Source organism: Streptomyces formicae, from assembly GCF_002556545.1.
Lineage (GTDB): Bacteria > Actinomycetota > Actinomycetes > Streptomycetales > Streptomycetaceae > Streptomyces > Streptomyces formicae_A.
The window spans coordinates 9,371,669-9,396,490 of sequence record NZ_CP022685.1; the positions used below are offsets into that span (position 1 = coordinate 9,371,669).

Annotated in this window: 23 protein-coding genes; 13 read left to right on the forward strand and 10 right to left on the reverse strand. The window is 72.4% G+C overall.

The genetic code is table 11. The features are described 5' to 3' along the window. Positions 1–5: 5 nt before the first annotated feature. Together KY5_RS40225 and KY5_RS40230 are read right to left on the reverse strand one after the other, a co-directional pair. Positions 6–221, reverse strand: a complete 216-nt coding sequence (locus tag KY5_RS40225; RefSeq protein ID WP_159072725.1) for a hypothetical protein — start codon at positions 219–221, stop codon at positions 6–8. Between the two features lie 118 nt (positions 222–339). Beyond that, positions 340–1,062, reverse strand: coding sequence for an AraC family transcriptional regulator (locus KY5_RS40230; protein WP_159072726.1), 723 nt, complete (start codon positions 1,060–1,062; stop codon positions 340–342). A gap of 305 nt (positions 1,063–1,367) precedes the next feature. Here KY5_RS40230 and KY5_RS40235 point away from each other — a divergent pair, with 305 nt between their 5' ends. After that, the gene (locus KY5_RS40235; protein ID WP_098246815.1) at positions 1,368–2,885 is read left to right on the forward strand and encodes a SulP family inorganic anion transporter; all 1,518 of its coding nucleotides are present in this window, start codon (positions 1,368–1,370) and stop codon (positions 2,883–2,885) included. 29 nt (positions 2,886–2,914) lie between these two features. On the opposite strand, the gene KY5_RS40240 is transcribed toward KY5_RS40235, so the two are convergent. Next, positions 2,915–4,813, reverse strand: a complete 1,899-nt coding sequence (locus tag KY5_RS40240; protein WP_098246816.1) for an ABC transporter ATP-binding protein — start codon at positions 4,811–4,813, stop codon at positions 2,915–2,917. Then, positions 4,810–6,528, reverse strand: coding sequence for an ABC transporter ATP-binding protein (locus KY5_RS40245; RefSeq protein WP_098246817.1), 1,719 nt, complete (start codon positions 6,526–6,528; stop codon positions 4,810–4,812). Before KY5_RS40245 ends, KY5_RS40240 begins: the two co-directional genes overlap by 4 nt. 141 nt (positions 6,529–6,669) lie before the next feature. Here KY5_RS40245 and KY5_RS40250 point away from each other — a divergent pair, with 141 nt between their 5' ends. Together KY5_RS40250 and KY5_RS40255 are read left to right on the forward strand one after the other, a co-directional pair. Beyond that, the gene (locus tag KY5_RS40250; protein ID WP_098246818.1) at positions 6,670–7,974 is read left to right on the forward strand and encodes an ATP-binding protein; all 1,305 of its coding nucleotides are present in this window, start codon (positions 6,670–6,672) and stop codon (positions 7,972–7,974) included. Further along, on the forward strand, positions 7,971–9,092 hold the full coding sequence (locus KY5_RS40255) for a tetratricopeptide repeat protein (RefSeq protein ID WP_234363112.1): 1,122 nt from the start codon (positions 7,971–7,973) through the stop codon (positions 9,090–9,092). Before KY5_RS40250 ends, KY5_RS40255 begins: the two co-directional genes overlap by 4 nt. A 42-nt stretch (positions 9,093–9,134) precedes the next feature. On the opposite strand, the gene KY5_RS40260 is transcribed toward KY5_RS40255, so the two are convergent. After that, on the reverse strand, positions 9,135–9,653 hold the full coding sequence (locus KY5_RS40260; protein ID WP_098246820.1) for a hypothetical protein: 519 nt from the start codon (positions 9,651–9,653) through the stop codon (positions 9,135–9,137). A 174-nt stretch (positions 9,654–9,827) separates the two neighbouring features. Between KY5_RS40260 and KY5_RS40265 the strand changes: the two genes are divergently transcribed. From KY5_RS40265 to KY5_RS40280, 4 genes are all read left to right on the forward strand, one after another. After that, positions 9,828–10,514, forward strand: coding sequence for a TetR/AcrR family transcriptional regulator (locus KY5_RS40265; protein ID WP_098247821.1), 687 nt, complete (start codon positions 9,828–9,830; stop codon positions 10,512–10,514). A 41-nt stretch (positions 10,515–10,555) separates the two neighbouring features. Further along, positions 10,556–11,110 (forward strand): GNAT family N-acetyltransferase, encoded by a 555-nt coding sequence (locus KY5_RS40270; protein WP_098246821.1) that lies wholly within the window; start codon positions 10,556–10,558, stop codon positions 11,108–11,110. Between the two features lie 66 nt (positions 11,111–11,176). After that, on the forward strand, positions 11,177–12,274 hold the full coding sequence (locus KY5_RS40275) for a hypothetical protein (RefSeq protein WP_098246822.1): 1,098 nt from the start codon (positions 11,177–11,179) through the stop codon (positions 12,272–12,274). Beyond that, positions 12,271–13,803, forward strand: a complete 1,533-nt coding sequence (locus KY5_RS40280; RefSeq protein WP_098246823.1) for an FGGY-family carbohydrate kinase — start codon at positions 12,271–12,273, stop codon at positions 13,801–13,803. The genes KY5_RS40275 and KY5_RS40280 overlap by 4 nt, the downstream gene beginning before the upstream one ends. A 22-nt stretch (positions 13,804–13,825) precedes the next feature. Here the strand turns inward: KY5_RS40280 and KY5_RS40285 are convergent, their stop codons facing one another. From KY5_RS40285 to KY5_RS40295, 3 genes are all read right to left on the reverse strand, one after another. Further along, positions 13,826–14,776, reverse strand: coding sequence for a glycoside hydrolase family 16 protein (locus KY5_RS40285; RefSeq protein WP_098246824.1), 951 nt, complete (start codon positions 14,774–14,776; stop codon positions 13,826–13,828). A 197-nt stretch (positions 14,777–14,973) separates the two neighbouring features. Next, a complete protein-coding gene (locus KY5_RS40290) occupies positions 14,974–15,459 on the reverse strand; it encodes a hypothetical protein (protein WP_098246825.1) in 486 nt (161 codons plus the stop codon). Positions 15,460–15,580: 121 nt separating this feature from the next. Next, on the reverse strand, positions 15,581–16,012 hold the full coding sequence (locus KY5_RS40295; protein ID WP_098246826.1) for a GNAT family N-acetyltransferase: 432 nt from the start codon (positions 16,010–16,012) through the stop codon (positions 15,581–15,583). A gap of 112 nt (positions 16,013–16,124) precedes the next feature. On the opposite strand from KY5_RS40295, the gene KY5_RS40300 reads away from it, so the two are divergent. The 4 genes from KY5_RS40300 to KY5_RS40315 all read left to right on the forward strand — a co-directional run bounded on the left by KY5_RS40300 (position 16,125) and on the right by KY5_RS40315 (position 20,841). Then, the gene (locus KY5_RS40300) at positions 16,125–17,126 is read left to right on the forward strand and encodes an SMP-30/gluconolactonase/LRE family protein (protein ID WP_098246827.1); all 1,002 of its coding nucleotides are present in this window, start codon (positions 16,125–16,127) and stop codon (positions 17,124–17,126) included. A gap of 81 nt (positions 17,127–17,207) precedes the next feature. Continuing rightward, complete coding sequence (locus tag KY5_RS40305) at positions 17,208–17,771, forward strand: PadR family transcriptional regulator (RefSeq protein ID WP_098246828.1); 564 nt, start codon at positions 17,208–17,210, stop codon at positions 17,769–17,771. Between the two features lie 73 nt (positions 17,772–17,844). Further along, entirely contained in the window at positions 17,845–19,569 is a 1,725-nt protein-coding gene (locus tag KY5_RS40310; protein ID WP_098246829.1) for an acyl-CoA dehydrogenase family protein, read from the forward strand. Positions 19,570–19,632: 63 nt separating this feature from the next. After that, positions 19,633–20,841 (forward strand): glycosyltransferase, encoded by a 1,209-nt coding sequence (locus KY5_RS40315; RefSeq protein ID WP_098246830.1) that lies wholly within the window; start codon positions 19,633–19,635, stop codon positions 20,839–20,841. 114 nt (positions 20,842–20,955) lie between these two features. Here the strand turns inward: KY5_RS40315 and KY5_RS40320 are convergent, their stop codons facing one another. After that, positions 20,956–21,495 carry a winged helix-turn-helix transcriptional regulator gene (locus KY5_RS40320; RefSeq protein WP_098246831.1) on the reverse strand — a complete coding sequence of 180 codons (540 nt, stop codon included), beginning with the start codon at positions 21,493–21,495 and terminating at the stop codon, positions 20,956–20,958. 102 nt (positions 21,496–21,597) lie between these two features. Here KY5_RS40320 and KY5_RS40325 point away from each other — a divergent pair, with 102 nt between their 5' ends. Beyond that, complete coding sequence (locus tag KY5_RS40325; RefSeq protein WP_098247822.1) at positions 21,598–22,362, forward strand: class I SAM-dependent methyltransferase; 765 nt, start codon at positions 21,598–21,600, stop codon at positions 22,360–22,362. 2 nt (positions 22,363–22,364) lie between these two features. Here the strand turns inward: KY5_RS40325 and KY5_RS40330 are convergent, their stop codons facing one another. After that, the gene (locus tag KY5_RS40330; protein WP_098246832.1) at positions 22,365–23,558 is read right to left on the reverse strand and encodes an MFS transporter; all 1,194 of its coding nucleotides are present in this window, start codon (positions 23,556–23,558) and stop codon (positions 22,365–22,367) included. Positions 23,559–23,658: 100 nt separating this feature from the next. Here KY5_RS40330 and KY5_RS40335 point away from each other — a divergent pair, with 100 nt between their 5' ends. After that, positions 23,659–24,819 (forward strand): DUF5937 family protein, encoded by a 1,161-nt coding sequence (locus KY5_RS40335; protein ID WP_098246833.1) that lies wholly within the window; start codon positions 23,659–23,661, stop codon positions 24,817–24,819. The last annotated feature ends 3 nt before the right edge of the window (positions 24,820–24,822 follow it).

Sequence of the window (24,822 nt, forward strand, 5' to 3'; positions counted from 1 at the left end):
TCACGTCACGGGCACTGGTTGCAGCTACAGCTGTAGCGGTCGCCGCCCACGGCGCAGCACGGCGCGTTGCAGCTGCACCTGCCGTCCTTGTGGCCGTACAGCTTGTTGCACTGCCAGCAGGCACCCCAGCACTTCTGGATGTCACCCGCGGCGGCCGCGTCCACGGAGGGGACGAACAGGCCGAGCAGTCGGCTGCCCATCGACTCTATCGATGCGAACATGTGCACCTCCTTCTGCTTGGGAACATGTGGGGAACTCGGAACTGCGCGTCCCACCCTGCTTCTCGGCGCATCGATGGGTCTTGAAGAAATTCGCACCGCGTGCCGACCGGTCACCGCGTCAGCCGTAAGCGGCCACCAACTGCCCCGGCGTGCGGCCCGTCATCGTCTTCACCTCGCGGCTGAGGTGGGCCTGGTCGCTGAAGCCGCACCGTGCGGCGATGTCGGCGAGCCCGCCGCCCCGCGCGAGGAGCACCAGGGCGCGCCGCAGCCGGACGACGCGGGCCGCCGTCTTCGGGGCCAGGCCGATCTGCTGACGGAAGCGGTAGTCGAGGCGCCGCCAGCACCAGCCGGTCTGCTGGGCGAGGTGCTGGATGGGCACGGTCCCGCCGGTGCGGCGCACCGTCAGCCAGGCCCGCACCAGCTCCGGCGAACAAGCCTGCCCGGTCGTGCTCCAGCCGCTGAGCGTCCGGTCGAGTACGGCGAAGCGCTCGGGCCACGAGGTCGCGGTGGCGAGCGCGCCGTGGAGCGCCTGGAAGCGAGTGCCGAGCACGGGGCCGGGCGCCACGACGGAGTCGGTGATCTTGTGCATGGCGGTGCCGAAGAGCGCGAAGGCGGCCCAGGGTTCGAGCAGGACGTCGAGGGCCCACGACTCGGCGGGGCGCGGGACGGCCCGCGCGTGGGTGGAGAGTCCGGCCACGAACGAGGTGAACTCCCTTTCCCCCGTGCGGCCGAAGCCGAGGCGGAGGGTCACCGCGTCGGGCCTCAGCTCGGTGACGGCGGGAGGCCCGCCGTGTCCCCGATAGCAGAGCACCCCCGGTCGTAACCGAGGGTGTATGTCCATCTGTGCGGCTTGCCGGTACAGGTCGTGCGATGCGCGTACGTCATGGACCATCCCTGTCTCCCCCGCGACGGGTACGCCGGTGTTCACGTCACCACGGGCGAAAAGCTACGTAGGGAGGGGAGGAGTCGCGTCAACTCCCGGTTGGAGATGGGGCGTAAACCTCTGAGGTAGATGGGGTAAACCCAGGCCGGACCCGGCGGGCCGGAACGTGTCCCTCGGGGCGGTCGGGGGCCCGGGGTAGGGTGGGTGTTCGTTTCCCGCGCCCACCCGCACGCTGTCGTGCCCGAGCACGACAGGTATGTGACGTGCTTCCTTCCCCACCGTCCACGTCCACGCGTTCCGCCGCCGTACGGCTGCGTGCCCTGCGCCCGGACTGGCTGTCCGATCCGAAGGTCTGGCGCACCGAGGTCCTGGCCGGTCTGGTGGTCGCGCTCGCCCTGATCCCCGAGGCGATCTCGTTCTCCGTGATCGCGGGGGTCGACCCCGCGATCGGTCTCTTCGCCTCGTTCACGATGGCCGTCACCCTCTCGGTCGTCGGCGGGCGCCGCGCGATGATCTCCGCGGCGACCGGCGCCGTCGCCCTGGTCATCGCCCCGCTCAACCGCGAGCACGGCCTGGGCTATCTGATCTCCGCGGTCATCCTGGCCGGTGTCTTCCAGATCGTCCTCGGCGCGCTCGGCGTCGCCAAGCTGATGCGCTTCGTGCCGCGCAGCGTGATGGTCGGCTTCGTCAACGCGCTCGCGATCCTCGTCTTCATGGCGCAGGTGCCCGAGATGCATGACGTGCCCTGGCCCGTCTATCCGCTGATGGGGGCAGGTCTCGCGCTCATGGTCTTCCTGCCGAAGGTCAGTAGCGCGGTTCCGGCGCCCCTGGTGTCCATCGTCGCCCTCACCGTGATCACGGTCGCTGCGGGGATCGCGGTGCCGACCGTGGGCGACAAGGGCGATCTGCCGTCCTCCCTGCCGGTCCCCGGCCTGCCCGACGTGCCCTTCACCCTGGACACCCTGACGACCATCGCCCCCTACGCGCTGGCCATGGCGCTGGTCGGTCTCATGGAGTCGCTGATGACCGCCAAGCTGGTCGACGACATCACCGACACCCGTTCCTCCAAGACCCGTGAGTCGATCGGTCAGGGCATCGCCAACATCGTCACCGGTTTCCTCGGCGGCATGGGCGGCTGCGCCGTGATCGGCCAGACGATGATCAATGTGAAGGTCTCCGGCGCCCGCACCCGCCTTTCCACGTTCCTGGCGGGGACGTTCCTGATGGTGCTCTGCATCGCCTTCGGGCCCGTCGTCTCCGACATTCCGATGGCCGCCCTGGTCGCGGTGATGGTGATGGTGTCGTGCGCGACGTTCGACTGGCACTCCGTCGCCCCGAAGACGCTCAAGCGGATGCCGGCCGGTGAGATCGCCGTCATGGTCGTCACCGTGGTCTGCGTGGTGGCCACCGGCAACCTCGCCGTCGGTGTCGTCGTCGGCTCGGTCACCGCGATGGTCATCTTCGCCCGGCGCGTCGCCCACCTCGCGCACGTCACCTCGGTCACCGACCCCGGCGGGGGCAGCGTCGTCCACTTTGTCACCGGGGAGCTCTTCTTCGCCTCCTCCAACGACCTCGTCGGCCAGTTCGACTACGCCGGTGACCCCGACAAGGTCGTCATCGATCTGTCCGCCGCCCACATCTGGGACGCCTCGTCGGTCGCCGCGCTGGACGCCATCGAGACGAAGTACGCCCAGCGCGGCAAGACCGTGGAGATCGTCGGCCTGAACGAGCCGAGCGCCCGGATCCACGGGAGGCTCAGCGGCGAACTCGCCGGAAGCTGACGGGACGGCCCCCGGGCCGGGCCGCCCGCTCAGCCTCCGTCGTGGGCCGGGGCGGCGTCGCGCTCGCCGGACCAGGCGGCCCACAGCGTGGCGTAGGCCCCGCCCGCGTCCTTGAGCCGCTCGTGCGGACCGCTCTCGACGACCCTGCCGTGTTCGAGGACCACGACCCGGTCGGCCGTGGCGGCCTGCGTCAGGCGGTGGGCGACGATCAGCGCGGTGCGCCCGTCGAGCGCCGCCCGCGCCGACCGCTCCAGGAGGCGCGCGCCCGCGCTGCCCGCTTCCGCCGTCGCCTCGTCGAGTACGGCGACGAGCGGGTCGGCGAGCACCAGCCTGGCCAGGGCCAGTTGCTGGGCCTTGGCCGCGTCGAGGCTCCGCGCCCCCTCACCGACGACGGTCTCCAGACCGTCCGGCAGCGCTTCGGCCCAGGCCAGCGCGTCGACGGTGGCGAGCGCCGCCCGCAGCTCCTCGTCCGTCGCGCCGGGCTTCGCCAGGCGCAGGTCGTCGGCGAGCGTTCCGGCGAAGACGTGCAGCTCCTGCGAGACGAGTACGGCCGCGGGCCTGCCGTCGGCACGGTCCGCCGCCCTGACACGGCCGTGCGTGGGCGGCTGCACCCCGGCGAGGATCCGCGCGAGGGTGCTCTTGCCCGCGCCACTGGTGCCGACGAGCGCGACGTGCTCGCCCTCGCGCAGGGCGAGGTCGACGTCGTGCAGGACGGGGGTGCCGGTGGTGTAGGAGTGGCTGACGGCGTGGACGGAGACGAAGGCGTCGTCAGGGGCCTCGGCAGTTCCCCGCACGGCCTTGCGCTCGGTCTCCCTCTCCACGGGCAGATCCGTGACGCCCACGAGCCGGGCCAGGCCCGCGGTCGCGGACTGGGCGTCGTCGAGCAGGACGAGGGCTGCGTTGATCGGCCCGAAGAGATTGTGGAAGTAGAGCGCGGCGGCCGTCGCGGTGCCCACCGACACGGCGTCCTCGCGGACCAGGACGAGCCCGGCGAAGAGCACGCCGACCAGACCGATGTACTCGCCGATGTGCAGCCGCCCGTAGAACCCGAGCACCAGGCGCACGCCGCGCAGCCGCAGGCCGACCGCCTCGCGGGAGCGGTCCGCGACGCGCTCGGTGTGCTCGTCCTCCAGGAGGTGGGCGCGCACGGTGTCGGCCCCGCCGATCGTCTCCAGGAGTTGCTGCTGCTGCGCGCCGGTCGCGACGCGCTGGCGCGAGTAGAGCGGGACGGCCCTGCGGACGTACCACTGGGCGGTCCACGCCTGCACGGGTACGGCGAGCAGCGCCGCGAGCAGGAAGCGCCAGTCGAGCACGGCGAGGGCGACCAGGGTCAGCACGATCGTCAGCGACGAGCGGGCCAGCTCGGGCAGCGCCGAACGCACCGCCTCCGACATGCGGGCCACGTCGTCGGTGACGCGCGCGGTGAGGTCTCCCGCGCCCGCGCGTTCGATGCGGTCGGCGGGCAGGTTCAGGGCCCGTTCGACGAACCGCTCGCGCACCCGGGCGAGGACGGACTCGCCCAGCTTGGCGACCATGCTCATGCCCAGCGAGGTCGCGGCTCCCTGCACGAGTGCCACGACGGCGAGCAGCACGACGGGCAGTGTCAGCACGGAGGGCGACACGGTGCCCGTGCCCTTGGCGGCATCGGTCACCAGGTCCACGATCCGGCCGAGCAGGGGCTGGGTGAGCAGCCCGACGGCGGTCGCGGCGACCAGGACGAGACCCGACCGTACGGCCAGACTCCGGTCGGGGCGCAGCAGTTCGAGCGCGGCGGCGCGGGTCCTGCGGCCGGTGGCGGTGGGCAGTAGGTCGGTCGCGGGGGCGGTCGAGAGGCCCGGCGATTCCCGCGGTGCGGGGCGCTCGGTGGGCTCGGTGGAGCCGGTCGGCTCGACGGGCTCGGTGTCCTGCACTCGGGATGTCGCGCTCATGCGAGGACCGCCGTCCGGTAGAGGGAGCTGCGCCGCACCAGTTCCTCGTGGGGCGCCTCGTCGGCGAGCCTGCCGCCGTCGATGAGGGCGACCCGGTCGGCGACGGCGAGCAGCGCGGGGCTGCTGGTGACGAGGACGGTGGTGCGGCCGCGCCGCAGCTCCCGGATGCCGGTGGCGATACGGGACTCGGTCGCGGCGTCGATCGCCGTGGTCGGGTCGTGTACGACCAGGACGTCACGGTCGGCGGCCAGCGCGCGGGCGAGTGCCACGCGTTGGCGCTGCCCGCCCGACAGGGACCTGCCGCGCTCGCCGACCGGCGCGTCGAGACCGCCGGGCAGCGACGCGGCGACCTCGTCGGCGCCCGCGGCGGCCGCTGCCGGGTGGGTGCTGTCGCCGATGGCCGTGATGTTGTCCCGGAGCGATCCGGCGAACAGCTCGGCACCGTGCTCGGCGACGAGGACGCGCGAGCGCAGGCTGCGCGGCGCGAGGTCGGTGAACGGCACGCCGTCCAGTTCGAGGCGGCCCGCATCGGGGTCCACGCGGCGCGCGAGACAGCGGACGAGGGCGTCGGCGTGGGCCGGTTCCGTGACGACGACGCCGACGAACTCGCCGGGGGCGACGGTCAGGTCGACGCCGTCGAGCCCCTCGTGGACGAGCCCGGACAGCCGGAGGGAGCCGCGCGGTGCGTCGTCGGCGGAGCCGGTGTGGTCGGCACCGGCGCTGACGGAACCGTCCGCCCCGGCGATGTCCCCCGGCGTGCCGAGCACCTCGGCGACGCGGCCCGCAGAGGCGCGGGAGCGGGCTACCTCCGCGGCCATCCACGACATCACCTGCAGCGGGCCCGGAATGAACAGGGCGAGACCCACGGCCGCCACCAGTTCGCCGAGTCCGATGCTGCCGGACAGCACGAGCCGCCCGCCCACCAGGGCGACCAGCGCGATGAACACGCCGGTCAGCGCCTGCATCAGGCCGGTCTGCACCGCCTCGGCGCGCGCCGCGCGCACCGTGGCGTCGAGCGAGGCGCGGCTGGTGCGCCGGTAGCGGTCCGACGCGGCGCGCTGCGCGCCAAGGCCCTGGAGCACACGCACCCCCGCGACCAGGTCGGCGGCGACGCCCGATGCGTGGGCCGCGCGCTCCTGCTCGGCGTGGCTGCGGTGTTCGAGCGGACGGGCGAGCAGCTGACCGAGTCCCATGAGCACGGGGGTGCCGAGCAGGATGAGCAGGCCGAGCGGGACCGAGGCGCGCAGCAGCAGGACCGCTCCTGCCGCGAGGCCGACGGCGGCGGAGAAGCCGAGCGGCAGCACGAAGGCGACCGAACCGGCCCGCCGGGCGTCCTCGGTGGCCACGCTGACCAGGGCACCGGGCGGCCGCCCCGTGGAGGCGCCGCCGCGCGGGTCGAGCACCCGGCGCATCAGGCGCATCCGCAGGCCGTGCGCCGCGTACTCCTTGGCGTACTCCCCGGCGCGGGAGCCGAGTTGGAAGCCGCCGGAGAGGAAGACGTAGACGACGGCGAGGACCAGGGCCCAGCGCGCGAAGGAGGCGACGTCGGGGTGGACGATCGCGCGGTCGACGATGACGCCGATGAGGACGGGGATGAGCGCCTCGCCGATCTGGTGCGAGGCGCCGAGCACACAGCCCGCCGCGACGCGCCGCCGCTCACCCGCCACCACGCCCCGCAGGACGTCACGCCCGCTCCGGCGTGCGTCGTCGTGCATTCCGCTCTCTCTTTCCACAGCCCACCCCCCGAAAAGTCAGGTAAGGCTAACCTGATGATCCTGAACAGGGGAGAGCTGGGGTGCGGCGACCGGACCGGGCCCGGCAGGGGGCCAAGATCGGCATGTACATAAAGTAGCCGCATGCCCGAGGACTCCCCGCTCATACAGAGCTTGCGCACGGCCGTCGAGGCGGCCCCCGGCGACGTACCCCTACGCCTGCACCTGGCCGAGCTGCTGCTCGCCGAGGGGCGGCAGGACGCCGCGGTCGCGGAGACGGCGGTCGCGCTGCAGCACGCGCCGGGGGACGAACAGGTCAGGGCGCTGATGATGCGGGCCATGAGCGGGCCCGCCGCGACCTCGGGAGAACAGACGCCCGCCCCGGCGCCCCGGGCTCCGGCCTCGGACGTCCCCGCGCCGCAGGCCCCGGCACCCGACCCCCGCACCGGCTTCGACTGGCGGGCCGCCGCAGACCAGGTCGGCGACGTGCTCCCGCCCCGCTTCGTCGAGCCGCCCCTGGCCTCCGACGGCAGCGGCGATCCTGGCGACGCGGACGCCTGGGACGTCAGCGGCCCCGACGCCGCCGGCACGATCCGCCTCGCCGACGTCGGCGGCATGCGGGAGGTCAAGGAGCGCCTGGAGGCCGCGTTCCTCGCGCCCATGCGCAACCCCGAGCTGCGCAAGCTGTACGGCAAGAGCCTGCGCGGCGGACTGCTCCTGTACGGGCCGCCCGGCTGCGGCAAGACCTTCATCGCCCGGGCGATCGCCGGTGAACTCGGCGCGGGCTTCCTGTCCGTGTCGGTCAACGACGTGCTCGACATGTGGATCGGCAACTCCGAGCGCAACATGCACGAGATCTTCCAGACCGCCCGCCGCCGGGCCCCCTGCGTGATCTTCCTGGACGAGCTGGACGCGCTGGGCGCCAAGCGCAGCCGCACCCAGCACAGCGGTCTGCGCAACACCGTCAACCAGCTCCTCACCGAGCTGGACGGCATCGACTCCGCGGCCAACGAAGGCGTGTTCGTGCTCGCCGCCACCAACGTCCCCTGGGACGTGGACATCGCGCTGCGCAGGCCAGGCCGCCTGGACCGCACCCTGCTCGTGCTGCCGCCCGACGCCCAGGCCCGCGAGGCGATCCTCCGCTACCACCTGAGGGAACGCCCCGTCGAGAACGTCGACCTCGGCAAGCTCGTCAAGGCCACCGAAGGGCTCTCGGGCGCCGACCTCGCCCACGTGTGCGAGGCCGCGGCGGAGACCGCGCTGCTCGACTCGGCGCGCACCGGCACGGTCCGCATGATCGGCATGAAGGACCTGCTGGGCGCCGCGAAGCAGACCGCGCCCTCCTCCGAGCCGTGGTTCGCCACCGCGCGCAACGTCGCCATGTACGCGAACGACGGCGGCACGTACGACGACTTGATCACCTACCTGAAGAAGAAGCGGAAGCTGTGAGCACGCTGCACCCCACCGTCGAGCAGGCCAGGGCGCTGCTCGAACTCGAACGCTACGACCAGGCCGGAGCCCTGCTCGGCCGCCGTCTCGCGGAGGACCCCGGCGACATACGCGCCTGGGTCAGCATCGGCTACTGCCACCTCAACACGGATCGTGCGGAGCAGGCGAAGGAGGCGGCGGCCGAAGCGCTCAAGCTGGACCCCGAGGACTACGGCGCGCTCAGGCTGAGCGCCCAGGCGATGGTCCGCGACGACGGCTGGCTGCACGTCCAGCCCGTCCTGCGCGAGCTGATCCGGATCGCCCCGCAGGACCCGTTCGCGTACGCCATGCTCGCCGACGCCGTGTGGCGCGCCGCCCTGGTCCGGTACGCCAAGGAGTCCGGAGCCCGCCAGCTCAGCACCCAGGACATCGACCGGCTCTCCGGCGAGGCGGCCGAACTGGCCATGGAGGCACTGCGCCTGGGCCCCGAGGACGTCTACGTCCACGAGATCGCCCACCGCATCGCGAGCATGGCGGGCAACGGCACGGTCGCCCAGCAGCTCGACGAGGCCATCCTCCGCATCGACCCCACGCACGCCGAGGCACTCGCCCGCCAGACGAAGCGGGCCGCCGAGGCGCCGGGCGTGGGCGCGGGCCAGGCCGCCGACCTGTACGCGGACGCGCTCGCCGCCGACCCCGGCTCCCCGGTCATGCGGCAGCAGCTCGACCACGCCACCTACCGCCTGCTGCGCGGCACGCGCTGGCTCGCGGTGATCTGCGTCCTCGCGGCGGGCGCCATGGTCAACCTCTTCCCCTCCGCTGACGACCCCGGTCCGGAGCTGCCCATTCCGGTGGGCCAGCGCCTCTGGGTCCTCGTGGTCATGGCCGCGATCTGGACCTTCGGCGCCGTGCGCCGCTACCGGCGGCTGCGCGCGGGCGTCCAGCTCAACGTCCGCTCCCTGATCCGCCGCGGCCGCTGGGCCCGCATCGTCATGGCCCAGGCGGCCTGGGCCATGCTCTGCGCCCTGCTGATCGCGGAGATCCCCTGGACGGACCGCTCGGTGCCGCAGCTCGTCTTCTGGGCGGGACTCGTGCCGACGGCGGCGACGATCTGGTTCGACAGGAAGAAGACCGGCTAGGACCCGGCGGCGCGGGCGGGCGGCCGCGCACCAGACGACGGCTCAGACGAGCGAGACCGCGACCAGCGCGACGGCCGACCCCACGAAGACCATCGTGTTGCGGACGTAGGTCTGCGCACGCACCCAGCCGGGGAAGGCGTTCTCGGCGGCGGCCAGGAACGGCGCGACCTCGACGCGGGCCAGCTCCGGGTCGCCCTTGCGGCGGAAGGCCGCCTCGACGGACGTCACCGCGGTGAGGTTGCTGTGCACGATGACCGCGTTCATCAGGATCACCAGCGAGGAGAAGATCCAGGTCAGCAGCTGGGCCACGTCGGCACCGGCGAAGTTCAGCGCGGCGGTCACGGTCATCACCGCGGCGACGGCGACCGGGGCCGCGGTCTCGTGGCCACCGGCGTCGAACCGGATCCCGTTCTCCCCGAGCACCTCCGCGCGCACGTCCTGACGCCGGAGCTCGGCGACGGCCGCGGCCGTCGCGGCAGGGCCGAAGCGGTGCCTGACCAGCGGAATGCTGAGGAAGGCGACTGCGACGAGCAGTTGCATGACGGCGGCGAGAGCATGCATGGGGGTCTCCTTCGCGTCGGCGTACGGGGTGGGTGGTCGATCCCCGCCGCAGGTACTTGCACTTAGTTCAAGTGGTGGTGGCGGAGGTGACTCTAGGGCGCCTCTTGAACTAAGTGCAATACCTGCGGCGGAGGCTTCTTGAACTATGTGCAAGTGCCTGCGTACGGTGAGGTCATGCCACGCGACGCACTCACCCGCGACCAGATCGTCCGGACCGCCGTCGACCTCCTCGACGCCGACGGTCTCGAGGGCCTGAACATGCGTGCTCTGGGCAAGCGCCTCGACTCCGCGGCCACCGCCGTGTACTGGCACGTCAAGAACAAGGACAACCTCGTCCTGCTCGCCACCGACCGCGTGTGGAGCGAACTCGCGCTCCCCGATCTCGAAGCGGTCGACTGGCGGGGCGCCGCCGTCGCCATGGCCACGGACCTGTACGGAATGTTCACCCGGCACCCGTGGCTGGTGCAGGCCCTCGCCGCGCACGTCGTCTACGGCGACGGCAAGGCTCGCCACGACGACCACTTCCTGGCCATCTTCGAAACCGCGGGCTTCACACCGGACCAGGCGGACCGCGCCACCGGGGCCGTCTTCACCTACGTCCTGGGCAACGCGGCGGGTGCTGCCGCGACCGCCTCCCTCGCCCGCAAACTCGAACGGGCCGACGATTCGACCACCGCCGAGGAACAACTCCAGGACGTCATGTCCAAAGCCCAGGAGGTGGCCAGGCACTATCCGCGGCTGTGCGCCCGCCTGGACAGTACTGCCGCCACCGCCTACGCGTCCGCCCCCGACGACACCTTCGCGTTCGGCCTCGACGCACTCCTGGACGGCCTCGGCCGACGCCTGGCGGAGCGGCCATAACGCTTGATTACGGCGGGAGCGCGAGTGTTATCGTCCGCCGCATGGCTGAACTGATCGCTCCCACGGGGCGGCTGCACTCCTCGTGGCTCACGGCGCGTGACGAGTGGCAGCCGGGCACTCACCAGGACGGGGCCGGTCTGCGCCTGGTCGGCGACGGCGACCTGAACAGCGCGGCGGGGTTCGCCTCGTGGGTCGAGCGGTTGCGTCGGCAGTCGGACCGCTCGCTGCCGGTCGGAGAAGCGAGTGTCCACGCCACCCACTGGTGGATCGTCGAGGGCGAGACGTACCTAGGGGCCATCGATCTCCGGCACTACCTGAACGCCTTTCTGCTAGAAGGCGGCGGACACATCGGCTACAGTGTGCGGCCCTTCGCCAGGAGGCGCGGACTGGCCTCGTGGGCCCTGGGGGCGGTGCTGCAAAAGGCGCCCGCGCTCGGTCTGGACCGGGTTCTCCTCACCTGCGACGACGGCAACGTCGGTTCGGCGCGCACCATCGAGAGCAATGGCGGCGTCCTCGAAGACGTGCGCGACACCGAAGCCGGGGTCAAGCGCCGCTACTGGATCACCTTGCCGCGGCCGGACACGGCCTGTCGCTGATGCCGCGCCGGCGCGGGCCGAGGGCGGTAGCAACGCCGCGTCGACCAGGGGGAGTTCGGATCATCCATGCCTGAGCAGAGTCCGCTGCGCGCCGCACGCCTGGCCCGCTACGAGACGGTGGGCACCCGGCTCGCCCTGATGAGCGACCGCCGCATCGGCGAGGCCGTGGCGGCCGCCACTCCGCTCGGCACGGGCATCGGCGGAAGAGCGGCGGAGCTGGACGTCGCGGGGACGCGGGTCTTCGTCAAGCGGGTCCCGATGACGGACGTCGAGCTGCGGCCGGAGAACGCGCGCTCCACGGCGAACGTCTTCGGGCTGCCGACCTTCTACCAGTACGGAGTGGGATCGGCCGGGTTCGGCGCCTGGCGGGAGCTCGCCGCGCACACCATGACCACCCACTGGGTTCTCGGCGACGCCTACGCGGGGTTCCCGCTGATGTACCACTGGCGGATCCTGCCCGACACCCCTCCCGAAGGGTTCACCGACGAGTTCGGGGGCGTGGCAGGGGCCGTCGCGCACTGGGAAGGGTCACCGTCCGTCCGCGACCGCCTGGAGGCCATCGGTGACGCCTCGTTCAGCCTGGTGCTCTTCCTGGAACACGTGCCGCACACCCTCGCCGGATGGCTGGCCGCCCCCGGCGGTGACGACCGGACAGGGAGCGGCGGCTCGCCCCGGCCACGGCCCCACACCTGGGTCGAGGAGGAACTCACGCGTGGCGCCGCCTTCATGAGCTCCCGCGGACTCGTCCACTTCGACGCCCACTTCGCCAACGTCCTGACCGACGGCCACCTCCTCTACTTCGCCGACTTCGGCCTCGCCCTGAGCGCCGACTTCGACCTGTCGCCGCAAGAGAGCCGCTTCCTCACCGACCACCTCGCGTACGACCACTGCCACACCGCCACCTTCCTGCTCAACCACTACCTGCTCGACGGCGTACGGGGCGAGGCGGACCGCGACACCTTCCTGCGCGACTGGATCGCGGCCCGGCGCCCGGATGGCATTCCGCCCGCTACCGCGGCCATCATCGAACGGCACGCCCGCACCGCCCTGGTCCTGAACGCCTTCCACCGCCGTCTCCTCACCGAGAGCAAGCGGACGCCGTTCCCGGCACCCGAGCTCGAACGCGCCCGCCGACCCGCCGCATCGCACCGGAGGACCCCGTGACCACGACCCCGGCCACCGCCCCCGGCCTGCTGCTCGGCATCGACATCGGCACGTCCTCCGCCAAGGGCGTCCTGGCCAGGGCCGACGGCACCATCGTGGCCCGGGCACAGCATGAGCACGCGACGGCCACGCCGCATCCCGGCTGGTTCGAGCACGACGCGGAGGTGGTGTGGTGGGACGGTTTCCGCTCCCTGGCGAGGGAGTTGACGAGGCAGGTGCCCCCGGGGGAGTCCCTCGCGGCGGTCGGGGTCAGCGGCATCGGGCCCTGTCTGCTGCCCGCGGACGCGCGGGGCAGGCCGGTGCGTGCGGCGATTCTGTACGGCGTGGACACCCGGGCCGTCGACGAGATCGCCGAGCAGAACGAGCGCTACGGCCCCGAGGAGATCATCCGCCGCTGCGGCTCACCCCTGACCAGTCAGGCGATCGGCCCGAAGCTGGCGTGGCTGCGGCGGCACGAGCCCGAGGCGTACGGGACCACGAGCCGCTGGTACATGGCCAGTTCGTACCTCGTGCACCGGCTCACCGGGCGGTACGTCCTCGACCACCACTCGGCGAGCCAGTGCACTCCGCTGTACGATCTGGCGGCCCACGCCTGGATCGACGAGCGCTGCGACGAGATCGCGCCGGGCCTCCAGTGGCCCGAACTGGTCTGGCCCCACACGGTCGTGGGCGGCGTGACCCGCGACGCCGAGGCCCTCACCGGCATCCCCGCGGGCACTCCCGTCGTCGCGGGCACCGTCGACGCCTGGGCGGAGGCGGCGGGCGTCGGCGTCGCCGCCCCGGGTGACCTCATGCTGATGTACGGCACGACGATGTTCGTCGTCGGCATCCTCGCGAAGCCGCTGACCAGCCCGCGCCTGTGGGGCACGGCGGGTGCGTTCGAGGGCACCTACTGCCTCGCGGCGGGCATGGCGACGTCCGGTGCGGTCACCGGGTGGTTGCGGGACCTGACCGGCTCGTCGTACGAGCAACTCACGGCGGAGGCCGGTGAGGTACCGCCCGGCGCCGAAGGGCTCGTGATGCTGCCGTACTTCGCGGGGGAGCGCACCCCGCTCTTCGACCCCGACGCCCGTGGGCTCGTGCACGGTCTGACGCTGCGGCACGGGCGGGGGCATCTGTACCGGGCGGCGCTGGAGGCCATCGCGTACGGCGTACGGCACAATCTCGCCGCCATGCGCGAGGCGGGCGCCACCGCCGAACGCCTGGTCGCGGTCGGCGGCGGCGCCCGCGCGCTGTGGACGCGGATCGTCTCCGACGTCACCGGGCGCCCGCAGCACCTGCCGAGGCACACCGTCGGTGCCGCGTACGGCGACGCGTTCCTCGCGGCCGTCGGTGCCGGGCTCGCCGGGCCCGGTGACATCGCGCACTGGAACCCGACGGTCGACGTGGTCACCCCTGATCCCACCACTTCGGCCGTCTACGACGAGCTCTACGGGCTCTATCTGGACCTGTATCCGGCGACCCGCGAGGCCGCGCACGTCCTCGCGTCCCGGCAGCGCGCGGACGACGCGCGCTCCCGGGAAGCCTGAGGGCGTAGCGCGGGTCCTCGGGTCAACTCTTCGGCGCCGCAGCGTTGTTGGTGGAGACGTGGACGTAGTCCACGACGAGCCGCTGCGGGAACGTGGTGCTACCGTCCGGGTCGCCCGGCCAGTAGCCGCCGACCGCGAGGTTGAGGATCAGGAAGAACGGCTTGTCGAAGACCCAGCGGTTGCCGTTGAGGTCGGCGGGGGTGCGGGTCTGGTAGACGGTGCCGTCGACGGACCACGTGACCTTGTTCGGCGACCAGTCCACCGCGAAGGTGTGGAACTTGTCCGCGAACGCCTCGCCGCCCGGCAGGGTGTAGCCCGCGCCGATGCCGCCGGAGCCGGAGTAGCCGGGGCCGTGGAGCGTGCCGTGCACGGTGCCCGGCTCGAAGCCGACGTTCTCCATCACGTCGATCTCGCCGCTGTTCGGCCAGCCCACGTCACCGATGTCGGCGCCGAGCATCCAGAACGCGGGCCACATGCCCTGACCGCGCGGCACCTTCATCCGGGCCTCGACGTGGCCGTAGGTCTGGGTGAACTTGCCCGCGGTGTTCAGTCGGGCCGAGGTGTACTCGCACGTGCCGTACCAGCACTGGTAGTTGCCCGGGTTCTCCTTGCGGGCGGTGATGACCAGGTTGCCCTGGCCGTCGAGCGCGGCGTTGCGGTTGCCCGCCGTGTAGTACTGCCGTTCGTGGTTGTTGACGTTGTCGCCGGTCTCGATCTGCCACTTCGCGCCGTCGACCGCCGCCCCCGCGGGGCCGTTGAAGTCGTCGGTGAACGTGGCGGCCCTGGACGTGGCGGTGGGGGAGCGGGGTGCGGAATCCGCGGAGGCTCCGGTGGGGAGCGCGGCGATGCCGAGGACGCCGCAGGCCACGGCGAGCGCACCAAGTTGGTTACGTCGGCGGCGAGTTGAGAGGGCGGAGGGGGGAGAGGAGAGGGTGGGGGAGGGAGAGGAGGAGGGGGAGGGGTGCACTGTCATCACATCGCTTCGCGTGGGGGGCGGTGACGGTCATGCCGTAAGGGCATGCGCATGACAAGCCAGTGTCGAGAACTGAACGCGGCGGGCAATCTCTCGCGGCACTTTGTTCAGTACTTGATTTAAGGCAGCCCCCGATGTCCCGTCAAGGAGTTGGTGCGGACCAACCTGCTCGGGCCCGGGCGGAGAGCCCGCGTCGGTCAGTTCAGCCGCGAGTCCGCGAGGAGCATCACGGCGTCGGCCGAGGGGACGAAGCCGAGGACGGGGTTCTCGTAGTCGCCCTCGGCGGTCATCGTCACCGGCTTGTCCAGGCGGCGGCCGACCGAGGCGAGGAAGGCGCACAGGAGGTCCACCCCGCCCTGGCCCTGCAACTCGCGCAGGTCGATGTCGAAGGCGATCTCGTCGGCGGACACCGGGCGGAAGATCATGAGGACTTCGGGGGCGGGCCAGACCCGCAGGACGGCCGTATCGGCGTCGTCGGGACGCGCCAGGACCTCCGCCGCGGGCGGTAGTTGTCCCGCGACGCCGCCCTCCAGGTACTCCCACGGCCAGCCGCTCGACCGGACCAGATCGAACACCGCCTGCCAGTCCGCCACCGACGTCCCCGGCACGGACACATCCGGCAGGGCCCCCATCACCTCGGGGTCGAAGAGGTCCCTGACGTCGTCCCACACGAGATCCGGCATGGCGCCATGCTGCCTGCCGAATCCTTTCGGCGCAGCCCGATTCCGCCGACGGGCGGTCCGGGCGGCCCCGGTTGGCTTGTCTTGATCGCCTCGTTCCGGCTCACTCGCGTCCTCGTGCGCGTCAACTCGCGCGCATCGAGCGGTACATGCCGATCGAGTCGTGCGTGGCGGTGTCGGCGAAGCCGAACTTCTCGTACAGGTAGCGCGCGGGGCCGTCCGCGATGAGCGAGACGTACGCGGTGTCGGGCGCCCGGCGTTCGAGCTCCTCGGTGAGCGCGGCCATGATCCGGCCACCGAGCCCCCGCCCCTGGTGCGCGGGGTGGACGCAGATGTCGACGATCTGGAAGGCGGTGCCGCCGTCGCCGATGATCCGGCCCATGCCGATCGGCTCGCCCTCGTGGTGGAGCACCACGCCGTACCACGTGTTCGGCAGCGCGAGTGCGACGGCTTCGGGGGCCTTGTCGGAGAGGCCCGCGTCGGTGCGCAGTCGGCGGAAGGTCTCGACGGACGGCACCCCGGGACGGATTTCGTAAGAGTCTCTCTCGGCTTGCATGGCTTACATGGTAGCGGGTCGGAGGAGATCGTCGCGTTGTCATGGCGCGGTCGGTTCGCGGAGCCGATACTTCGCCGGGCAGGCCGATCACCCCGACGACGGAGGGCAATCGATGAAGGTGAAGGCGAGCGCGAGGCTCCGCAGCGGCTCACGCCGACCGAGGCGCGGCACCGCGGCGGGACTCGTCCTGATCGCCGCGGCGGTCGCGGGAGTCCTCGCACCGGCCCCCGCGCACGCCGCACCGGCCTGCGCGGCCACCGGATCGGCGCCGCCGGTGCGGGTGGCGCACCTGCCCGACTGGGTCGAGTCGATCGCCGTCGACGAGCGGGGCCGGATGTTCGCCACCGCGTACTTCACGGGCCGCGTCTACCGCATCGACGCGCCGGGCCGCACCCCCGTGCCGCTCACCGGAGACGTGGGCGCCAACGGCGGGATCGTCGTGCGTGAGGACGGCAAGCTCCTCGTCGGCACCGGCAACGACCTCGCGCACTCGCTCACCGGCGACGCCTTCCCGTCCTCGGAACTGCTGCTCGTCGACCCCGAATCCGGCGAGGTCGGCACCTACGCGTCCGGACTCGGCGGCATCGACGGTATCGCCCTCGCGGCCGACGGCACCGTCTACACCACGACCCTGGGCGGCCGGAACATCGGCCGCGTGACACCGGACGGGCGGGTCGACCCCGCCTGGTCCAAGGTGCCCCAGCCCAACGGGATCGCCGTCTCCCCGGACGGGAAGCAGGTCTACGTCGTCCAGACCACCGTCGCCCCCGGCCTGTACCGGATTCCCCTCGACGATCCGGCCCGCCCCCGACGCTGGGTCTCGACCGCCCCGGCCGACGTCCTCGCCCTCCCCGACGGCCTCACCCTCGACAGCGCGGGGCGCCCGCTCGTCGCCACGCACGGGGCGGGCCAGATCTGGCGGGTGGAGGACGGCGCCCTGTGCGCCGTCGAGTCGGGACTGCACCTGTCCACGCAGATCACCTACGGACGCGGCGACCGGGGCTTCTCGGCGGGCAAGCTCTACCGGTCGGGTGTCGACGGGACGATCTACGAAGTCCCCGCGGGCGCCGACCCGCACGCGACCCGCGCGGCCAATGGGCCGTACGCCGGGTAACGGGACACCTTCCAGGTGAGCCGTGTCTCACCTGTCCGGCGCCACTTGTCTATGCAACAAGTTGCATAGAAGGATTCGGGCATGGCGCTCGAGCACGCGATCCTTGTCTCCCTGCTGGAGAAGCCGGGCTCCGGCTATGAGCTGGCCCGGCGGTTCGACCGGTCCATCGGGTACTTCTGGGCCGCCACGCACCAGCAGATCTACCGCGTGCTCAAGCGCATGGAGGGCGAAGGATGGATCGACGTCCGTGAGGTGGCGCAGCAGGAGCGGCCGGACAAGAAGGAGTACTCCGTCGCGGCCCTCGGCAGGGCCGCGCTCTCCCGGTGGCTGCATGAGCCGATCGAGCCGGAGAGCGTCCGGCACGAACTCGCCGTGAAGATCCGCGGCGCGGCCTTCGACGACCCGGCCGCGCTCATCCGCGAGGTGGAGCGCTACAGACAGACGCACGCCGACCGGCTCGCGCGCTATCTGGCGGGTGAGCGGCGCGACTTCACGGGGCCGCAGGCCCCGGTCCCCGACGCGCCCGACGCCGGGCGGGAGCTCCAGCACGTCGTGCTGCGCGGCGGCATCGCGTACGAGCGGATGACCGTCGCCTGGCTCGACGACGTGCTCGCCACGCTCAAGGGGCTCGCTCCCGGGCACTGAACCCCAGTCCGGCCTGTCCCCCTCACACCCCCTCCCTGTCACACAACCTCCCGAGCCGGAAAGGCGACCGACCATGGCCGACCCGCTGCTGTTCAACCCCCACACCTACGACCCGACCCACTTCGACCCCGAGACGCGCAGGCTGCTGCGCGCCACCGTCGACTGGTTCGAGGCGCGCGGCAAGCGCAGGCTGATCGAGGACTACCGCTCGCGCGCCTGGCTGGCGGACTTCCTGGAGTTCTCCGCCAAGGAGGGGCTGTTCGCGACCTTCCTGACCCCGGCCTCCGTGGCCGAGGAGGGGCAGGAGGACAAGCGCTGGGACACCGCGAGGATCGCCGCCCTCAACGAGATCTTCGGCTTCTACGGTCTCGACTACTGGTACGCCTGGCAGGTCACGATCCTGGGCCTCGGACCGGTCTGGCAGAGCGACAACGCCGCCGCCCGCGCCCGCGCGGCCGAACTCCTCGCCCAGGGTGAGGTGTTCGCCTTCGGCCTCTCCGAGAAGTCCCACGGCGCCGACATCTACAGCACCGACATGCTCCTGACGCCCGACGGCGACGGCGGCTTCCTGGCCAGTGGCTCCAAGTACTACATCGGCAACGGCAACAAGGCCGGGCTCGTCTCCGTCTTCGGCCGCCGCACCGACGTCGAGGGCCCCGACGGCTACGTCTTCTTCGCCGCGGACAGCCGCCACGAGGCGTACCACCTGGTGAAGAACGTCGTCGACTCCTCGAAGTACGTCAGCGAGTTCCGGCTCGACGACTACCCGGTCGCCGCCGCGGACGTCCTGCACACCGGCCGCGCCGCCTTCGACGCCGCCCTCAACACGGTCAACGTCGGCAAGTTCAACCTCTGCACCGCCTCGATCGGCATCTGCGAGCACGCGATGTACGAGGCCGTCACCCACGCCACGGGCCGCATCCTCTACGGCCGCCCCGTGACCGCCTTCCCGCACGTGCGCCGCGAGCTGACCGACGCCTACGTCCGCCTCGTCGGCATGAAGCTGTTCAGCGACCGCGCCGTGGACTACTTCCGCTCGGCAGGGCCCGACGACCGCCGCTACCTCCTCTTCAACCCCATGACGAAGATGAAGGTGACCACCGAGGGCGAGAAGGTCATCGACCTCATGTGGGACGTCATCGCGGCCAAGGGCTTCGAGAAGGACAACTACTTCGCGCAGGCGGCCGTCGAGATCCGCGGTCTGCCCAAGCTGGAGGGCACGGTCCACGTCAACCTCGCCCTGATCCTCAAGTTCATGGGCAACCACCTCCTCGCCCCCGCCGCGTACGAGCCGGTCCCCACCCGCCTGGACGCGGCCGACGACGACTTCCTCTTCCGGCAGGGCCCTGCCAGGGGCCTCGGCGCCATCCGCTTCCACGACTGGCGCACCGCGTACGACGCGTACGCCGAGGTCCCCAACGTCGCCCGCTTCCGCGAACAGGCCGACGCGCTCTGCGAGTTCGTCACCACCGCGGCCCCCGACGAGGAGCAGAGCCGCGACCTCGACCTGCTGCTCGCCGTCGGCCAGCTGTTCGCGCTCGTCGTGCACGGCCAGCTGATCCTCGAGCAGGCGCGCCTGACCGGCCTGGAGCAGGACGTCCTCGACGAGCTCTTCGCCGTCCTCGTGCGAGACTTCTCCGCGCACGCGGTCGAGCTGCACGGCAAGGACTCCGCGACGTCGGCGCAGCAGGACTGGGCCCTGGGAGCCGTCCGGCGACCGGTCGTCGACGAGGCGCGCTCGGCGCGGGTCTGGGAGCGGGTCGAGGCGCTGGCGGGTACGTACGAGATGGCGCCGTAGCCACGCCGCCGTCAGGGGCGCGGGGGCGCTCCGGGAACGCTACTTGAGCAAGGGAGAGTACGCATGCGTGTGCTGTTGTCCGCCTATGACTCGCGCGGGGGAGTCGAACCGCTGGTGGGACTCGCGGTGCGGTTGCGGGAAATCGGCGCGGAGGTACGCGTGTGCGCACCGCCTGACGAGGAGTTTTCCGGGCGCCTCGCCGGCGTCGGCGTGGAGATGGTGCCGACCGGTCAGTCCGTGCGCGATCTGGTGACCGGGAAGACGCCGCCGACGGCGGGCGGCGTGCCGCGGCGCGCGGCCGAACTGACCGCCGCGTTCTACGACAAGGTCACCGCGACGGCACCAGGGTGCGACGTACTGGTGGCGACCGGGATCCTGCCCGCCGCGGCCGGGGTGCGGGCGGCCGCCGAGAAGCTGGGCAGCCGCTATGTGTACGCGAGTTACCAGCCGGTCAGCCTGCCCTCGCCGCACCACCCGCCGATCCCGCGTCCCGGCCGCCCCCTGGCGCCGGACGTGACCGACCATCAGGCACTGTGGGAACGCGACGCCCAGGACGTCCAGGACGTGTTCGGCGAGGCGATCAACACCCACCGGGCTTCGGTCGGCCTGCCTCCTCTGGACGCCATCCGCGACCACGTCTTCACCGACCGGCCGTGGCTGGCGTCGGACCCGACCCTGGCCCCCTGGCAGCGGCCCGCCGACCTCGACGTCGTCCAGACCGGCGCGTGGGTCCTGCCGGACGAACGCCCGCTCCCCGCCGACCTGGAGAAGTTCCTGGACGCCGGGGAGCCCCCGGTCTACGTGGGCTTCGGCAGCATCCCGATGCGTGATCCGGGGGACGTCGCCAGAGCGACCGTCGAGGCGATCCGCGCGCGGGGCCGCCGCGCGGTCCTCTCCCGGGGCTGGGCGGACCTGGCGCTCGTCGACGACCAGGACGACTGCTTCGTCGTCGGCGAGGCCAACCATCAGGCGCTGTTCCGCAGGGCGGCCGCCGTCGTCCACCACGGCGGCGCGGGCACCACGACGACGGCCACGTGGGCCGGTGCGCCCCAGGTGGTGGTCCCCCAGGGTGGCGACCAGCCGTATTTCGCCTCTCGGGTGGGCGAGTTGGGCATCGGCGCGGCCCACGACGGCGCGACCCCCGCTGTCGAGTCCCTCTCGGCCGCGCTCGGCGTGGCCCTGGCCCCCGAGACCCGGGTGCGAGCGGCCGCGGTCGCCGGGGCGTTCCGCACCGACGGCGCCGCGGTGGCCGCACGGCTGCTGACGACCTGATCCCCGGCACCGCTCAGGGCGCGGCGACGAGCGGCCTGACGGCTTCCAGCACGTGGCGGCGGAGCCATGACGAGGCGGGATCGTCGTCCAGCCTGGCCGGTTCGCGGGTCCGGCTCAGGTTCCCCCAACGCTCTTGGCAGGCTTCGGAGATGACGCGCCCCGCGCGGCGATCAACGGTCCCAGTAGCCGCGTGCCCGGCCCCACCCGTCCGCCGGGGCCGGGCAGTTGCGTCGTGTCGGCCACCGTGAGCGGTTCATGGCACGCGTCGCAGGACACGACCGGCGCGGTGACGTGCCCGCAGGCGTCGTGGCGGATCAGGGCGGGCGGACCCGAGAATTCCGCGTACCACTTGTCACCCCAGGCCATCAGGGCCAGCAGGACGGGGTAGAGCTCCCGGCCCTTCTCCGTCGCCACGTACTCCTCGCGCGGCGGGCTGTCCTGGTAGCGCTCGCGGGTCAGCACGCCCTCCTCCACGAGGCGGGCGAGCCGTGCGGCGAGGATCTTGCGGGACAGGCCGAGGTCCTCCGCCAGCTCGTCGAAGCGCCGGATGCCGACGAGGACGTCACGCATGATCAGGGCCGTCCAGGCGTCGCCGAACAGGTCGGTCGCGCGGGCGATCGAGCACGCGACGCCGGAGAGGGGGGTGCGGGTCACCTCGGCAGGATATCGCTGGCGGGTTCCCTGAGGAAACCCGACGATGCTAGGTTCCTTGAGGGAACCTGACTCGACTCGATGCGACCCGTCTCGGAGCCCGCCATGACCACTGCGCACATCGCCGTCGACGCGACGGGACCCAGGACCGTCGACGGCCGCCACATCCGGGCCCTGACCTTCCAGTCCGTACGCCTTGAGTACCTGCGCCACGTGCTGACGGAGCTGCGCCGGACACCCACCGGCAGCCGGGCACTCGTCGTCGGCAGCGGCCGCGGTCTGCCCGCACGGGGGATCGTCCGGCTCGGCTTCGAGGTCGTCGCCGCCGATCCCTCACCCGCCGCGACGGCCCTCGCCAGGGACGCGGACGACGGGCTCGGCCTGACGTACGTGACGACCCCCGCCGAGGAACTCGCGCTGGCGGACGACTCCTTCGACCTCGTCTACTGCGCCGACACCCTCGAAATCACCGAGCACCTCGACGCGGTCCTCGCGGAGACGGCACGCGTGCTGCGCCCCGGCGGCGCCTTCGTCTACGACACGGTGAACCGCACTCCCGTGTCCCGCCTCATCTACCTCGGCGCCTTCCAGCGGTTCCCCGGCACCCGGATCATGCCGCGCGGCCGCTACGCCGCACACCGCCTGCGCCGCCCCGCGGAGCTCGCCGAGGCCCTGGACCGGGCAGGGCTCGCCGCGCGCGACGTCTCGGCGTTCAAGCCGCGCGACGTACGGAGCCTGGTGCGCGCGACGCGCGGGCGCAGGCGCGGCACGGTGACCGACGAGCAACTGCCCGGTCTGGTCGACATGGTGCGCGAACCGGAGGGGAGCCCGGTGGTGACGTATCTGGGGTACGCGGTCCACCGGACCTGACGTCACGCGGCGACGGCCGCCGCCGAGAGGAGCGTCGCCGCGGCGAGGCTGCCCCAGAGGGCGGCCGGGCCATGAGATGCGAGAGCGGTGATGGCCGCGGGGGAGACCGCAAGGCCGAAGCCTGAGGAGAGTTCGAAGCGGGCCAGTGTGCGGCCCAGGGCATGGGCCGGGGCGAGGTGGGTGACGAGCGCGGTGGCGCTGCCCGCGTAGACGATCTCACCGAGGGTGCAGACGACGGAGACCGCGGCGACGGCCGGTGCGCCCCAGCCGTTGCCGAGCGAGGTGGCGGCGAGGAAGCCGAGGTAGGACGCGGTGAGCACGACGCCCGCCAGCGCGAGGACGGTCCGCCGAGGGAAGCGGGACAGCAGGACGGTGACCGGAACCTGGAGGGTGACCACCAGCACCGTGTTGGCCACGAAGATGGCCGCCGACCACACCGGGGAGGCGTCCAACTGTGTCACCAGGATCAGCGGCAGCGCGATCTCGGGGACGTTGAGGCAGAAGACGTAGACCACGTTGGCGGCGAGGAGCGCGCGCATCCGGGGCGCGGGCCCGTCGTCACCGCCCCCGGCGTCCGCCGCCGGGCGCGCGGCCGGATCCACGCGCAGGCGCACCGACCAGGCCAGTGCCGCCGATGCGAGATAGGCCAGTCCGGTGACGGCGGCGAGGGCCTGGAGCGCCGTGGTGCCGCCCGCCAGGCACGCGGTCGCGATCAGCGCGCCCACGCCGAGGCCCGCGTTGCGCAGCGCCCGGCCTCCCGCGAGAGCGGCGTCGCGCTCCCTGCCGTGGGCGACCGTGGCCACCAGCGCCGCGTGGGCGGCGGGCCACGCCTGGTTGCCGATGCCGAGGAAGAGCGCGGCCGCCGCGAACAGCCACGCGTTGCCCGCGGGGGTGGCGAGCAGCAGCACCACGCCGAGGACCCGCACCAGCATCGACGCCGCCACCACCGTGCTGCGCGCGCCCCGGTCGAGCCACCGCCCCACCGGCGGCATGCACACCAGACCCGCGACGATGCCGACCGTCATGGCGATGCCGGTGGCCGGGGCGGAGAGGCGCAGGACCGTCACTCCGTAGAGCAGCAGGAAGGGCCGCAACATTCCGGTGCCGAGCGCGTCCACGGCCAGGGCGACGGCGTAACGGGGGCCGCCGGAAGCGCGGACGAGCGCGTGGGGGCTGATCTTGGTGGTGGTTGCCATGACGGCAACGGTGTGGTCGGCCGCCGCTCCCGCCACGTCGCTTGACGGACAGCGTCAACCGAGGTGGGGCGCGGGCCCGCCGGTCGGTGATGATGAGCGGATGACGTTGAGGATCGACATCGGCGGGCCGCGGCCCGAACGGTCGCAGTCGCAGCGGTCGCAGCGCGAGCGGCCGCTGTCCGAGCGGTCACCGGCCGAGCGGCCGTCGGCCGAGCCGTTGCGGTTCGCCGCCTCGCCGCTGGCCGAGCTGACCGCGATGCTGCACGTGCTCGCCGAGCCGGGACACCATCCCCGGCACGCCGACTGGGCGGGCGAGGTGTGGGCAGGACTGCGGCCCGAGCTGGCCGAGCGGCTGCGGGAGGCGGAGTTCCTCTGGCGTTCCTCACAGGCCGACTTCCTGATCCCCGCCGGGCCGCGGCCGACCCTCGCCGAGGAACTCGACGACGTGGACCGGATCGACGACGAGACGTACGTGACGGCGGCCCTCGTCACCACCTGCGGCGGCAACCGGGTCCCCTTCGCCGCCGCGTCACCGCTCACCGACGCCGGCGCGCGCGAGCGGGCCCTGGACCTGGCCCAGGCCCGCGGCGCACGCCAGGAGCACTTCGCGGAACGGCTGCTCGCGGACCCGGCCGCCGTACGGGCGCGGGTGCGCCACACCCTCGAACAGTGCGCCGACGCCTTCTTCGACGCCGCCTGGGCGGGCGTCGCCGTGGAACTCGCCACCGATCTGCGCCTGAAGAACGACCTGCTGAAGCATCACGGCGTCGCAGCGGCCCTCGCGGCGGTCTCCAGCGCGGTCACCCTGGCACCGGACGGCGACTGCATCGTCGTGGACAAGCTCCAGGACAGGGCGACCACCGCCCGGGGCCGTGGGGTCACCTTCATCCCCAGCGTCTTCGGCCGCCCGCACCTGCTCGCCGTCCACGCGCCCGGGTGGCAGCCGGTGATCCAGTACCCCGTCGCCGAACCGGGCCCGGCCGAGCCTGTGTCGCTGGAGACGGTCACGCTACGACTTGAGGCACTCGCCCATCCCGTACGGCTGCGGCTCCTGCGCACCCTGGCCCGCGGCCCGCACACCACCGGTGAACTGGCCCACGTCTGGGAACTCTCCCCGCCCGAGGTCTCCCGTCACCTCGCCGTCCTGCGCCGCGCGGGCCTGCTCGCGCCCCGGCAGCCCGGCCGCTACGCCCGGCACACCCTCAATCTGCCCGACGTGACGTCACTGGGCACCGACCTGCTGGCGGCGGTGCTGCGCTGAGGG

Coding starts and splice junctions, on each gene's coding strand:
- KY5_RS40225 (WP_159072725.1), bottom strand. CDS start 221: ATGTTCGCATCGATAGAGTCGATGGGCAGCCGACTGCTCGGCCTGTTC.
- KY5_RS40300 (WP_098246827.1), top strand. CDS start 16,125: ATGAAGGTGAAGGCGAGCGCGAGGCTCCGCAGCGGCTCACGCCGACCG.
- KY5_RS40275 (WP_098246822.1), top strand. CDS start 11,177: ATGCCTGAGCAGAGTCCGCTGCGCGCCGCACGCCTGGCCCGCTACGAG.
- KY5_RS40240 (WP_098246816.1), bottom strand. CDS start 4,813: ATGAGCGCGACATCCCGAGTGCAGGACACCGAGCCCGTCGAGCCGACC.
- KY5_RS40315 (WP_098246830.1), top strand. CDS start 19,633: ATGCGTGTGCTGTTGTCCGCCTATGACTCGCGCGGGGGAGTCGAACCG.
- KY5_RS40305 (WP_098246828.1), top strand. CDS start 17,208: ATGGCGCTCGAGCACGCGATCCTTGTCTCCCTGCTGGAGAAGCCGGGC.
- KY5_RS40290 (WP_098246825.1), bottom strand. CDS start 15,459: ATGCCGGATCTCGTGTGGGACGACGTCAGGGACCTCTTCGACCCCGAG.
- KY5_RS40310 (WP_098246829.1), top strand. CDS start 17,845: ATGGCCGACCCGCTGCTGTTCAACCCCCACACCTACGACCCGACCCAC.
- KY5_RS40325 (WP_098247822.1), top strand. CDS start 21,598: ATGACCACTGCGCACATCGCCGTCGACGCGACGGGACCCAGGACCGTC.
- KY5_RS40245 (WP_098246817.1), bottom strand. CDS start 6,528: ATGCACGACGACGCACGCCGGAGCGGGCGTGACGTCCTGCGGGGCGTG.
- KY5_RS40335 (WP_098246833.1), top strand. CDS start 23,659: ATGACGTTGAGGATCGACATCGGCGGGCCGCGGCCCGAACGGTCGCAG.
- KY5_RS40295 (WP_098246826.1), bottom strand. CDS start 16,012: ATGCAAGCCGAGAGAGACTCTTACGAAATCCGTCCCGGGGTGCCGTCC.
- KY5_RS40230 (WP_159072726.1), bottom strand. CDS start 1,062: ATGGACATACACCCTCGGTTACGACCGGGGGTGCTCTGCTATCGGGGA.
- KY5_RS40330 (WP_098246832.1), bottom strand. CDS start 23,558: ATGGCAACCACCACCAAGATCAGCCCCCACGCGCTCGTCCGCGCTTCC.
- KY5_RS40260 (WP_098246820.1), bottom strand. CDS start 9,653: ATGCATGCTCTCGCCGCCGTCATGCAACTGCTCGTCGCAGTCGCCTTC.
- KY5_RS40250 (WP_098246818.1), top strand. CDS start 6,670: ATGCCCGAGGACTCCCCGCTCATACAGAGCTTGCGCACGGCCGTCGAG.
- KY5_RS40285 (WP_098246824.1), bottom strand. CDS start 14,776: ATGACAGTGCACCCCTCCCCCTCCTCCTCTCCCTCCCCCACCCTCTCC.
- KY5_RS40265 (WP_098247821.1), top strand. CDS start 9,828: ATGCCACGCGACGCACTCACCCGCGACCAGATCGTCCGGACCGCCGTC.
- KY5_RS40270 (WP_098246821.1), top strand. CDS start 10,556: ATGGCTGAACTGATCGCTCCCACGGGGCGGCTGCACTCCTCGTGGCTC.